This window comes from Pseudomonas sp. GL_091 (assembly GCF_057837725.1).
Genome location: NZ_CM174451.1, coordinates 2,436,285 through 2,449,061 on the forward strand (window position 1 = coordinate 2,436,285; position 12,777 = coordinate 2,449,061).

General features: G+C 60.6%; 10 protein-coding genes. 9 read left to right on the plus strand and 1 reads right to left on the minus strand.

The genetic code is table 11. The features are described from left to right. Nucleotides 1-105 precede the first annotated feature (105 nt). On the minus strand, nucleotides 106-1,026 hold the full coding sequence (locus AC3ITY_RS11150) for a MurR/RpiR family transcriptional regulator (RefSeq protein WP_223448551.1): 921 nt from the start codon (nucleotides 1,024-1,026) through the stop codon (nucleotides 106-108). A 311-nt stretch (nucleotides 1,027-1,337) separates the two neighbouring features. Between AC3ITY_RS11150 and AC3ITY_RS11155 the strand changes: the two genes are divergently transcribed. The 9 genes from AC3ITY_RS11155 to AC3ITY_RS11195 all read left to right on the plus strand — a co-directional run bounded on the left by AC3ITY_RS11155 (nucleotide 1,338) and on the right by AC3ITY_RS11195 (nucleotide 12,667). Then, a complete protein-coding gene (locus tag AC3ITY_RS11155) occupies nucleotides 1,338-3,275 on the plus strand; it encodes a bifunctional 5-dehydro-2-deoxygluconokinase/5-dehydro-2-deoxyphosphogluconate aldolase (protein WP_489309089.1) in 1,938 nt (645 codons plus the stop codon). Nucleotides 3,276-3,344: 69 nt separating this feature from the next. After that, nucleotides 3,345-4,238 carry a myo-inosose-2 dehydratase gene (iolE, locus tag AC3ITY_RS11160; RefSeq protein ID WP_150727274.1) on the plus strand — a complete coding sequence of 298 codons (894 nt, stop codon included), beginning with the start codon at nucleotides 3,345-3,347 and terminating at the stop codon, nucleotides 4,236-4,238. Further along, a complete protein-coding gene (iolB, locus tag AC3ITY_RS11165) occupies nucleotides 4,235-5,044 on the plus strand; it encodes a 5-deoxy-glucuronate isomerase (protein ID WP_223448554.1) in 810 nt (269 codons plus the stop codon). The genes iolE and iolB overlap by 4 nt, the downstream gene beginning before the upstream one ends. Before the next feature lie 58 nt (nucleotides 5,045-5,102). Continuing rightward, entirely contained in the window at nucleotides 5,103-6,605 is a 1,503-nt protein-coding gene (locus tag AC3ITY_RS11170; protein WP_489309092.1) for a CoA-acylating methylmalonate-semialdehyde dehydrogenase, read from the plus strand. Nucleotides 6,606-6,630: 25 nt separating this feature from the next. After that, complete coding sequence (locus tag AC3ITY_RS11175) at nucleotides 6,631-7,452, plus strand: TIM barrel protein (RefSeq protein ID WP_489309094.1); 822 nt, start codon at nucleotides 6,631-6,633, stop codon at nucleotides 7,450-7,452. 65 nt (nucleotides 7,453-7,517) lie between these two features. After that, entirely contained in the window at nucleotides 7,518-9,449 is a 1,932-nt protein-coding gene (iolD, locus tag AC3ITY_RS11180) for a 3D-(3,5/4)-trihydroxycyclohexane-1,2-dione acylhydrolase (decyclizing) (protein WP_489309096.1), read from the plus strand. Between the two features lie 42 nt (nucleotides 9,450-9,491). After that, nucleotides 9,492-10,517: a bifunctional inositol 2-dehydrogenase/D-chiro-inositol 1-dehydrogenase gene (gene iolG, locus AC3ITY_RS11185; protein WP_223455744.1), complete on the plus strand. Its 1,026-nt coding sequence runs from the start codon at nucleotides 9,492-9,494 to the stop codon at nucleotides 10,515-10,517. 135 nt (nucleotides 10,518-10,652) lie between these two features. After that, nucleotides 10,653-11,513 carry a sugar phosphate isomerase/epimerase family protein gene (locus tag AC3ITY_RS11190; protein ID WP_489309099.1) on the plus strand — a complete coding sequence of 287 codons (861 nt, stop codon included), beginning with the start codon at nucleotides 10,653-10,655 and terminating at the stop codon, nucleotides 11,511-11,513. Nucleotides 11,514-11,614: 101 nt separating this feature from the next. Next, nucleotides 11,615-12,667, plus strand: coding sequence for a Gfo/Idh/MocA family protein (locus AC3ITY_RS11195; RefSeq protein WP_223533711.1), 1,053 nt, complete (start codon nucleotides 11,615-11,617; stop codon nucleotides 12,665-12,667). Nucleotides 12,668-12,777: the final 110 nt, after the last annotated feature.

A 12,777-nucleotide genomic window follows, 5' to 3' on the forward strand; every position in this document is an offset into this window, starting at 1 on the left:
CTTTTCATCAATTATGGAATAAATATTTACATGTGGCCGCTGAGCGCTCGCGTGCAAGCGTGGGAGTTTTTCGCTGCGCGCGGCACGGTAACGCCAGTGTCTGGGTCAGTCTTCGAATCCGACCTGCTCGTGAATCTCATCGACTTTCAGTTCCAGTCGATAAGCCACGGCGATAAACAGCGCCTGACACAGGCACAAGGTCGCACTCAACGAGCGGAAGGCAAACGAACTGCCTTCGTTGACCAGCAGCACGGTGTTGGCGCGCTTGGCCAAAGGCGAAAGGTTACTGTCGGTGATGATCAGGGTTTTCGCCTGATGATGCTGGGCTATGCGCAGGCAGTGCTGGGTTTCCTTGCCGTACGGCGTGAAGCTGATGGCGATCACCAGGTCATTGGCGCGCACGCTGCGCATCTGCTCGCGGTAGCTGCCACCGAGACCCGATACCAGGTGGATGCGCTTGTTGGTGTGTTGCAGGTTGTAGACCAGGTAATCGGCCACCGCGAACGAGCGGCGTACCCCGACCACGTAGATGTTGTCAGCGTTGACCACCAGATCCACGGCCTTGTCGAAGGCCTGGTCATCGAGTTCCAGCCCCAGCCGTTCGATACCCGACAGGGTGGCGTTGATGCATTCGCGCGCCAGGTCGCCGCCGCTGGCCTTCTGTGACTTGTTGGCGATCATGCTGCGAATGCGCTGCTGGTAGTTCTGCACCGGCGTGGTCTTGTGGGTATACGCCTCGCGAAACAGCGCCTGCATTTCGCTGAAGCCGCTGAAGCCGAAACGCTGGGAAAACCGCACGATGGCCGACGGGTGCACTTCGCACTCGCGAGCGATGTCGCTGATGCGGTCGACCATGATCCGGTCGCTCTGCTGGCTCATGTAGCTGGCGATGCGTTTGAGCTGGCGCGGCAGGCTTTCGTATTCATCGGTGATCAGCTGCAGCAGACGCTCGGCATTGATCGGGGGGCTGGTGAGATCGCTGTCGGGCGTGCTCTCGGTCGTAGCCGGCTGATCGGTGCGGGACATGAGGAAATCCTTCTGGCTTGTTCTTATAGGGACGATTTTTCAACTCGTCCCCTGACAATAGGTTGGCTGTGCGCAGTCTACAGGGTAGGCCCGAATAAAATCTTGAGCTTGCAGCAGTGTGAAGCTTGCTGAAACGATGCACTGCTTCTGGAACGCTTGTGCCAAAGCTTATTGGAAAAAATATTCCATGTAAAAAATATTTGGAATAATTATTGATTGTTCGGTCCCGGTCGTTTTAGTCTGCATCCACCAAGAGTGTTCGGTACGGCCATCGCCCCGAACGCAGGCTGATAAAAATAACAGGAGCCAGCATGGGCCAGACTCGTTTTGCCAGTGGGCGTCAATTGGATCTGATTTGCCTGGGGCGCCTAGGCGTCGACCTCTATGCGCAGCAAGTCGGGGCGCGGCTGGAGGATGTAAGCAGCTTTGCCAAGTACCTCGGCGGCTCGTCCGCCAACATCGCCTTCGGCACCGCGCGATTGGGGCTCAAGTCGGCGATGCTGAGCCGGGTAGGGGACGACCATATGGGGCGCTTCCTCGTTGAGTCACTGACCCGTGAAGGTTGCGATGTCAGTGGCATCAAGGTCGATCCGGAGCGCTTGACCGCCATGGTCTTGCTGGGGCTCAAGGACCGCGAAACCTTTCCTTTGGTCTTCTACCGTGAGAATTGCGCCGATATGGCGCTGCGGGCCGAAGACATCAGTGAAGCCTTTATCGCCTCCAGCAAAGCCTTGCTGATCACCGGCACGCATTTCTCCACCGACGGTGTGTACAAGTCGAGCATCCAGGCCCTGGACTATGCACAGAAGCACAACGTCAAACGGGTGCTGGACATCGACTACCGCCCGGTGCTCTGGGGTTTGGCCGGCAAGGCGGACGGTGAGACCCGTTTCGTCGCCGACCAGAACGTCAGCCAGCATGTGCAGAAAATCCTTCCGCGTTTCGACCTGATCGTCGGCACTGAAGAAGAGTTCCTGATGGCCGGTGGTGCCGAGGATTTGCTCACTGCGCTGCGCAATGTCCGACGCCTGAGCGCGGCGACCCTGGTGGTCAAGCTCGGCCCGCAAGGCTGCACGGTGATTCATGGAGAGATCCCGACTCGTCTCGAAGACGGTGCGATTTATCCCGGCGTGCGTGTGGAAGTGCTTAACGTGCTGGGGGCCGGCGATGCCTTCATGTCGGGCTTCCTCAGTGGTTGGCTGGAGGACGCCAGCGATGAGCGCTGCTGCCAGTTGGCCAACGCCTGCGGCGGCCTGGTGGTGTCGCGCCATGCCTGCGCCCCGGCGATGCCGACCCGCGCCGAACTGGATTACCTGTTCAACAGCCCGGTGCCGATTACCCGTCCGGACCAGGACGCGGTGTTGCAGCGCCTGCATCAGGTCAGCGTGCCGCGCAAACAGTGGAAGCAACTGTTCATCTTTGCCTTCGACCATCGCTGGCAACTGGTGGAACTGGCCCACAAGGGCGGCCGCAACCTCAACGCCATCTGCGAACTCAAGCAACTTTTTATCCAGGCCGTGGAGCGGGTCGAAGCCGATTTGCGCGAGCAAGGCATCGACGCCGATGTCGGGCTGCTGGCCGATCAACGTTTTGGCCAGGACTCACTGAATGCTGCCACCGGTCGCGGCTGGTGGGTGGCGCGGCCGGTGGAAGTCCAGGGTTCGCGGCCATTGGCTTTCGAACACGGTCGCTCTATCGGCAGCAACCTGATTGCCTGGCCACAGGAACAGATCATCAAGTGCCTGGTGCAATTTCATCCCGACGACGAGCCTCTGCTGCGTCTGGAACAGGAGGCGCAGATCAAGGGTTTGTATCAGGCGTCCCAGGTCAGCGGTCATGAACTGCTGCTGGAAATCATCCCGCCCAAGGATCACCCCTCGGCCCACCCGGACGTGCTGTATCGCGCCCTCAAACGCCTCTACAACCTGGGCATCTACCCGGCGTGGTGGAAGATCGAAGCGCAAAGCGCCGAGGAGTGGCAGCAACTCGACGAACTGATCCAGGAGCGCGATCCGTACTGCCGAGGGGTGGTGCTGCTGGGCTTGAATGCTCCGGCATCAGCGTTGGCCGAAGGCTTTCAACAGGCCAGCCAGAGTCGGACCTGCCGCGGGTTCGCCGTGGGCCGGACGATTTTCCAGGAGCCGAGCCGTGCGTGGTTGGCCGGAGAAATCGACGATGAGGCGCTGATTCGCCAGGTGCAAGGCACGTTCGTTGAACTGATCGATGCCTGGCGTGCGTCCCGCGCCTGACGAAACACCGCTCCCACAGGGTTCCATGTCGTTCTTACTGATGTGTGTAAAACAATAAAAGGTGCAGCCATGCCCGCTATCCGAATTGGCATCAACCCGATCTCCTGGAGCAACGACGACCTGCCGTCCCTCGGTGGCGAGACGCCATTGAGCACCGCCCTCGGCGAAGGCAAGGAAATCGGTTACGAAGGTTTTGAACTCAACGGCAAATTCCCCAAGGACGCCAAAGGCGTCGGCGATGTGCTGCGGCCCTATGACCTGGCGTTGGTGTCCGGCTGGTATTCCAGCCGTCTGGCGCGGCGTTCCGTGGCCGAGGAAATCGACGCCATCGGCAGCCATGTCGAACTGCTGGCGAAGAACGGCGCCAAGGTGCTGGTCTATGGCGAGGTTGCGGACTCCATCCAGGGCCAGCGCATTCCTCTGGTCGAACGCCCGCGCTTGCACACCGAACAGGCCTGGCAGGAGTACGCCGACAAGCTCACCGAACTGGCGCGTTTCACCCTGTCCCAAGGCGTGCGCCTGGCCTATCACCACCACATGGGTGCCTACGTCGAATCCCCGGCGGACATCGACAAGTTGATGGCGTTGACCGGCAGCGAAGTCGGCCTGCTGTTCGATTCGGGCCATTGCTACATGGGCGGCGGCGAACCCTTGCAGGTGCTGCGCAAACACATCGAACGCATCTGTCACGTGCATTTCAAGGACGTGCGCAAACCGGTGGTGCAGCTGGCGCGCAACAACCTGTGGAGCTTCCCGGACTGCATCATCAACGGCACCTTCACCGTGCCCGGCGATGGTGATATCGATTTCGGCTCATTGCTCGATGTGCTGCTGGCCGCCGATTACCACGGCTGGCTGGTGGTCGAAGCCGAGCAGGACCCGGCGGTGGCGCCAAGTTATGTCTACGCGAAAAAAGGCTACGACACCTTGCGTGCGTTGCTCGACGAGAGGATTGCGTCATGAGCCTGCTGGTCAAAAGCAACGCCCGCGGCCGCACCATGGTCGAGTTGGGCAACGGTGAGCTGGAATACGTCGGCTTCGCCGCCTACCGCTTGAGCCTGGGCGAAACCTTGCCGGTCTCGGCGGGTGATAAAGAACTGTGCCTGGTGCTGCTCAGCGGCCGGGTCAGCATCAAGGGCGAAGCGCCGGGGCAGGGCGCGTTCGACTGGGACAACATTGGCGATCGGCAGTCGGTGTTCGAAGACAAGTCTCCGTTCGCCGCGTACTTGCCGCCCGGCAGTCAAGCCCAGGTGGTCGCCCTGAGTGATGTGCAAATCGCCGTGTGCGCTGCGCCTGGTTCGACCAGCGAAACCCTCGGCCCACGCCTGATCAAACCCGACACGATGAAGCGCAGCGTGCGCGGCAAGGGCGCCAACACCCGTTACGTCTGCGACATCCTGCCGGACACCGAGCCCGCCCATTCACTGCTGGTGGTCGAAGTGCGCACGCCGTCCGGACACTCCTCGAGCTATCCACCGCACAAGCACGACACCGACGACCTGCCGCACCAGAGCTTTCTCGAAGAAACCTATTACCACCAGATCAACCCGCCCCAGGGCTTCGTGTTCCAGCGGGTGTACACCGACGATCGCAGCATCGATCAGGCCATGGCCGTGGAAAACAGCGACCTGGTGGTCGTGCCCAAGGGTTATCACCCGGTCAGTGTGCCGTACGGCTACGAGTCGTATTACCTGAACGTGATGGCCGGCCCGAAACGCGTCTGGCAGTTCCATAACGATCCGCAGCACAGTTGGCTGCTTGATCTGTGAACTGAAAAGCCTGAATTCCAACGTCTGAATTCCCATTTCTGTACGGAGAACAAGAACAATGAGCAACGCCCCGGTAATCGGCCATTACATCGACGGTCAGGTGCAAGACACCGGCAGTGAGCGGTTCAGCAATGTCTTCAACCCGGCCACCGGCAGCGTGCAGGCACGGGTCGGGCTGGCCAGCGAGAACACCGTGGACGAGGCGGTCGCATCGGCCCTCAAGGCCTTTCCAGCCTGGTCCGAGCAATCGTCCCTGCGGCGTTCGCGGGTGATGTTCAAGTTCAAGGAATTGCTCGACCGCCATCACGATGAACTGGCAGAAATCATCAGCCGCGAACACGGCAAGGTGTTTTCCGACGCCAAGGGCGAAGTGACGCGCGGCATCGAAATCGTCGAATACGCCTGCGGTGCGCCGAATCTGTTGAAAACTGAATTCAGCGACAACATCGGCGGCGGCATCGACAACTGGAACCTGCGCCAGCCGCTGGGTGTTTGTGCCGGAGTTACGCCGTTCAACTTCCCGGTGATGGTGCCGCTGTGGATGATCCCGCTGGCGCTGGTTACCGGTAACTGCTTCATCCTCAAGCCGTCCGAACGCGATCCGTCTGCCAGTTTGCTGATGGCCCGTTTGCTCACCGAGGCCGGGTTGCCGGATGGTGTGTTCAACGTGGTCCAGGGTGACAAGGCTGCGGTCGATGCGCTGCTGCAACACCCGGACATCGAAGCGATTTCCTTTGTCGGTTCGACGCCGATTGCCGAGTACATCCATCAGCAAGCCACCTCCCGGGGCAAGCGCGTGCAGGCCCTGGGCGGGGCGAAGAACCACATGATCGTCATGCCCGATGCGGATCTGGATCAAGCGGCGGATGCCTTGATCGGCGCGGCGTACGGCTCGGCCGGTGAGCGCTGCATGGCGATTTCGATTGCCGTGGCGGTGGGCGATGTCGGCGACGGCTTGATTGCCAAGTTGCTACCACGCATCGATCAGCTCAAGGTCGGCAACGGCATGCAGAGCGACAGCGACATGGGGCCGTTGGTGACGGCCGAGCACAAGGCCAAGGTCGAAGGCTTCATTGACCAGGGTGTGGCTCAAGGTGCGCAGCTGATTGTCGATGGTCGTAATTTCAAGGTGCCTGGCGCCGAGAACGGCTTCTTCGTTGGCGCGACGCTGTTCGACAAGGTCACGACCGAGATGAGCATCTACCAACAGGAAATCTTCGGTCCGGTGCTGGGCATCGTGCGTGTGCCGGACTTCGCCAGTGCGGTGGAGCTGATCAACGCCCACGAATTCGGCAACGGAGTGTCCTGCTTCACCAGCGACGGCGGCATTGCCCGAGCCTTCGCCCGCACCATCAAGGTCGGCATGGTCGGCATCAATGTGCCGATTCCGGTGCCAATGGCCTGGCACTCGTTCGGTGGCTGGAAACGCTCGCTGTTCGGCGACCACCATGCCTACGGCGAAGAAGGCATCCGCTTCTACAGCCGCTACAAAAGCGTAATGCAACGTTGGCCCGACAGCATCGCCAAGGGCCCTGAATTCAGTATGCCGACAGCCAAATAATTCACTTGTGCGGAGAACAACAATAATGAGCAAACCCCTGCGTTTCGCCCTGAACCGTATGGTCGCCCCACGTTTGTCCCTGCCTGCGTTCATCGAGTTGGCGGTGACCCTGAAGGCCGACGCCATCGAGATCCGCAACGACCTCAAAGGCGTCGAGATCGAAGACGGCACCGCACCCGAGCGTGTGCGTGAGTTGTGCGCGGCCAAAGGCATCGCCGTGCTGTCGATCAACGCGCTGTATCCGTTTGATGTGTGGAACGACGAGCGCCGGGAGCAGGCCTCGAAACTCGCTGCCTATGCCCGGGACTGCGGCGCCCAAGGGCTGGTCATGTGCCCTTTGAACGATCGTGCCGACCCGCGTACCGAAGCCGAGCGCGCTTCAGGCCTGCGCACGGCGTTGAGTCAGCTGGCACCGATCCTGCGCGATCACGGCATCCTCGGGTTCATCGAACCGCTGGGTTTCGAAGAGTGCTCGCTGCGCCTTAAACGCACAGCGGTGGAGGCGATCAAGGCCATCGGCGGGCTGGATGTGTTCCGGCTGGTGCATGACACCTTCCATCATCATCTGGCCAGCGAACATGAGTTTTTCCCCGAGCTGACCGGGCTGGTACACATCTCCGGGGTCGAGGATGCCGAGGCCCCGCTGGCGACCATTCGCGATGGTCACCGGGTGCTGGTGGGCGAGGGCGACATCCTCGGCAATGCGGCGCAGATCGACACCTTGCTCGCTACCGGCTACAGCGGCTACCTGTCGTTCGAACCGTTCGCCGACAGCGTGCATGGGCTGGCGGATATCGAACGGGCGATTGGCGCGAGCATGGATCACTTGCAGAAATCTCAAGGTTAATGGAGATCCCTTGTGGGAGCGAGCTCGCTCCCACAAGGGTTTCTTCTTGTATTGAAGGATCGGTTATGACCACAACAAGACTGACCATGGCCCAGGCCCTGGTGAAATTCCTCGATAACCAGTACATCGAGGTCGATGGGGTCCAGAGTAAATTCGTCGCCGGGATCTTTACCATCTTCGGCCACGGCAACGTGCTGGGCCTGGGCCAGGCTCTGGAGCAGGACAGCGGCGACCTGGTCGTTCATCAGGGCCGCAATGAGCAAGGCATGGCCCATGCCGCCATCGGGTTCGCCAAGCAGCACCTGCGACGCAAGATCTACGCCTGCACTTCGTCGGTGGGGCCTGGCGCGGCGAACATGCTGACCGCTGCCGCCACGGCGACGGCCAACCGTATTCCCTTGCTGCTGTTGCCCGGCGATGTCTATGCCTGCCGCCAGCCCGACCCGGTGTTGCAACAGATCGAGCAGTTCCACGACCTGAGCATCAGCACCAACGATGCGTTCAAGGCGGTCAGTAAATACTGGGACCGCATCAACCGTCCCGAGCAGTTGATGACGGCAGCGATCCACGCCATGCGGGTGCTCACCGACCCTGCGGAAACCGGCGCCGTGACCCTGGCCTTGCCACAAGACGTGCAGGCCGAGGCCTACGACTATCCCGATTATTTCCTGCAAAAACGCGTGCACCGCATCGAGCGTCGTCCAGCCACCGAAGCCATGCTCGGCGATGCACTGGCGTTGTTCAAAGGCAAGCGCAAACCGCTGATCATTTGTGGCGGCGGGGTTCGTTATTCCGGTGCCAACGCCGCATTGCAGGCGTTTGCCGAGCGCTTTGACATTCCCTTCGCCGAAACCCAGGCCGGCAAGAGCGCGGTGGTGTCCAGCCATCCGCTGAATGTCGGCGGGATCGGCGAAACCGGTTGCCTGGCAGCGAATTTGTTGGCCAAGGACGCTGATCTGATCATTGGCATCGGCACCCGTTACAGCGACTTCACCACCGCGTCGAAGTCCTTGTTTCAGCACCCGCAGGTGCAATTTCTCAACCTCAATATCAGCCCCTGCGACGCCCTGAAACTCGACGGTGTGCAATTGCTGGCGGACGCCAGAACGGGTTTGTCGGCGCTGGCCGAAGCGCTGGGCGATTATCGCTCGAGCTGGGGCGATCAACCCCGTCAGGCCAAGGCGCAACTGGATGAGGAAGTCGATCGCATCTATCAGGTGGAATACCAGGCCAGGGATTTCGTCCCGGAAATCAACGACCACATGGACCCGGCGGTGCTGCGCGAATTCATCGAGCTGACCGGCTCCTGCCTCACCCAGAGCCGCGTGCTCGGGGTACTCAATGAAACCCTCGCGGACGACGCAGTGATCGTCGCCGCCGCCGGCAGCTTGCCTGGCGACTTGCAGCGCAGTTGGCGCAGCAAGGGCGTGAACACCTACCACGTCGAGTACGGCTATTCCTGCATGGGTTACGAGGTCAATGCTGCGTTGGGCGTGAAACTCGCCGAGCCGGATCGTGAGGTCTATGCGCTGGTGGGCGACGGCTCCTACATGATGCTGCACTCGGAGCTGGCGACCTCGATTCAGGAGCGGCGCAAGATCAACGTGGTGCTCCTGGACAACATGACCTTTGGCTGCATCAACAACCTGCAGATGGAACACGGCATGGACAGCTTCGGCACCGAGTTCCGCTTCCGCAACCCGCAAACCGGCAAGCTCGATGGCGGCTTTGTGCCGGTGGATTTCGCCATGAGCGCGGCGGCCTATGGCTGCAAGACTTACAAAGTGAACACCGTTGAAGAGCTGAAGGCTGCCCTGGCGGATGCGCGCTTGCAGACGGTTTCGACGCTGATCGATATCAAGGTTTTGCCCAAGACCATGATTCACAAATACCTGTCGTGGTGGCGGGTCGGTGTGGCGCAGGTTTCCACCAGTGCCCGTACCGATGCGGTGGCCAAGACCCTGAACGAACGACTGGCCAAGGCCCGTCAATACTGATTGCCCCTGAAACCAACAACAAATTTTCACAGGAGAATCTTCATGTCATTGCTCTCTAATTCACTGCGCATTGGCGTCATCGGCACCGGGGCCATCGGCCAGGACCACATCCGTCGTTGCAGCCAGACCTTGCTCAACAGCCAGGTCGTGGCGGTGACCGACATCAATTTGCAGCAAGCGGCCAAGGTCGTTTCCGATCTCAAGCTGACCGCCGAGGTGTATCCCGACGGTCATGCGCTGATCAAGGCGCCGGAAGTCGAGGCGATCCTCGTTACCTCCTGGGGGCCGAGCCACGAAGAGTTCGTGCTGGCAGCGATTGCCGCCGGTAAGCCGGTGTTCTGCGAGAAACCGCTGGCCGTCACTGCCGAAGGCTGCCGCAAGATCGTCGAGGCCGAAGTGGCTCACGGCAAGCGGCTGGTACAGGTCGGTTTCATGCGTCCGTACGACGAGGGGTATCGGGCGCTGAAATCAGTGATCGACAGCGGCCAGATCGGCGAGCCGTTGATGCTGCATTGCGCCCACCGCAACCCGACCGTGGGCGAGAACTACAAGACCGACATGGCGATCACCGACACCCTGATCCATGAACTGGATGTGCTGCGCTGGTTGCTCGATGACGACTACGTGTCGGTGCAGGTGGTGTTCCCGCGCAAGACCAGCAAGGCCCACGCCCATTTGAAAGACCCGCAGATAGTGCTGCTGGAAACCGCCAAGGGCACGCGCATCGATGTGGAAGTGTTCGTCAACTGCCAGTACGGCTACGACATCCAGTGCGAAGTGGTGGGGGAGACCGGCATCGCCAAACTGCCGGAACCGTCGCAGGTGCAGTTGCGCAGTGGTGCGAAGCTGTCCAATGCGATTCTGATGGACTGGAAGGACCGGTTCATCGCCGCGTATGACGTCGAGTTGCAGGCGTTCATCGATGGCGTGCGCGCCGGGCAGGTCGGCGGGCCTTCGGCGTGGGATGGCTTCGCAGCGGCGGTGGCGGCCGATGCGTGCATCGAGGCGCAGAACAGCGGGGCGATTGTCAAAGTCGGCCTGCCAGAGCGCCCACACTTCTACGGCTAACCATGATCCCTGTAGGAGCGAGGCTTGCCCGCGAAGGCGTCAGCGCATTCAACATTGATGTCGGCTGCACATCCGTCTTCGCGGGCAAGCCTCGCTCCTACAGGTGTCGATCTCTGGTTAAGGAGAACAAAAAACATGCGCATCGCACTAGACCCCTACATGTACCGCAACCTGTCCCTGGGCAAGATGGTCGACAAGGTCGCCGAACTCGGCTACGAACACATCGAGCTGTCGCCCCGGGAAGATTTCCTGCCGTTCTACAAAGCCCCACGGGTCGACAAGGCGCGGATCAAGGAATTTCGCAAAGCCCTGAGCGACACCGGGGTCAAACTCTCTTCTTTATTACCGATGTACCACTGGGCCGCTGCCGACGAAGGTTTGCGCGTGGCCGCGGTGCGCAACTGGAAGCGCGCGATCCAGATTGCCGTTGAGATGGACTGCGAACTGGTCAACACCGAGTTCACCGGCCAGTCGGACAACCCGCTGGTGTGCGAGAACCAGTTCATGCGCTCCATGGATGAGCTGATCCCGGAGTTCGAACGCGAAGGCATCAAGCTCGATATCCAGGCGCACCCGTATGATTTCTGCGAGCGCAATAACGAGTCGGTGGACATCATTCGTGGTCTGGACCGTGACTGGATCAACTACCTCTACGCTGCCCCGCACACGTTTTTCTATGACGATGGCGTCGGTGATATCGCCTCGATGCTCAAGTACGCCGGGTCGAAACTGAGTCATCTGATCATCGCCGACACCTACAACCACAAGGCGTCTTCGGGCTTGCGCTACATCGTCAACCCGCCGGGTGTCACCGCCACCGTGCACCAGCATCTGGACATCGGCCAGGGCGAGGTCAATTGGGACGCATTCTTCGGCACCTTGCGCGAGATCAAGTTCGATGGCATTGCCACCGTCTCGGTGTTCGCCTGGGAGGACCGGCCGGACGAGTCCAACCGGATGATGCTCGAGCGCGTGACCCGCGAACTCTGCCAATAACCCCACCCCCCGTAGGAGCGAGGCTTGCCCGCGAAGCTTTTAGCAGCCTCTTCGCGGGCAAGCCTCGCTCCTACGGGGTCGTGTGAATACAGGAATTAATCATGCGCATCGGACTTGTCGGATACGGCCATGGCGGCCGGTTTTTCCATGCTCCACTGATCAGCAGTTTGCCGGGGGCAACCTTCGTCGGTGTGGTTACCCGTTCAACGGAGCGGCGCCAGTTGCTGGCGGCAGAACACCCCGGGGTGCCGGCCTTCGACAGCATAGGCCAACTGGTCGAAATCGGGGTCGATGTGCTGGTGGTGTCCACACCGCTCAAAGGTCGCCCGGCGCTGGTGCTTGACGCCATCGAACACAATGTGGCGGTGGTCAGCGACAAGCCGTTCGCCGCCGACGCGCAACAGGCGCAAACCCTGATCACCATGGCCCAGCGCCAGGGCGTGCAACTGAGCGTCTACCAGAACCGGCGCTGGGACTCGGACTTTCTCACCGTGCGCAAACTCATCGAGTCCGGTGCGCTGGGCCAGGTCACCCGTTTCGAATCGCGGATCGAACGCTATTCGCCACAGTCGGTGAACAACGGCAGTGGCGGTGGTTTCTTGCGGGATCTGGGCAGCCATCTGGTGGATCAGGCGTTGTTGCTGTTCGGTCCGGTGACACGGGTCTACGCCGAGCTGGATTATCTGGAGAAAGACCAGACGTTCGATAACGGCTTCTTTATGTCCCTGACCCATGCCAACGGCGTGATCTCGCATTTGGGCGGCAGTTGTCTGCAAAACACCCCCGGCCCGCGCTTTCGCGTGACCGGAACTCAGGGTTGCTACAGCGTCGATGGTCTCGACGGGCAGGAGGCGTCGGCGCTCGCCGGGCTGACACCGAAATCCGAAGGTGAACGCTGGGGAGTGGAAGAGCATCGCCGCTGGGGCTGGTTCGAACAGGGCGAAGTGCGCGAAAGAGTTCCCTCCGAGCGTGGTTGCTGGAATCAGTTCTATTTACAGCTGCAAGGCGCATTGCAGAGCGGTGGCCCACTGCCTGTGGAGGCCCGTGATGCACTGGCGACCACCCGCGTGCTAGACGCTGCGCGGCTGAGTTTCGAGCGCCATCAGGTGGTGCAATTGAGCGCCTTCGAAAGTCATGGAACAAAATCAGAATAAAATTCTAAAATGAGTTGATATGGAAAATATTTTCCAATAAAGTCATTTCCAGCGAGCTGCCTCGCACCCGGTTCCAACTCTTTTCCCGCTTGTCCGCTTACTGAAATCGT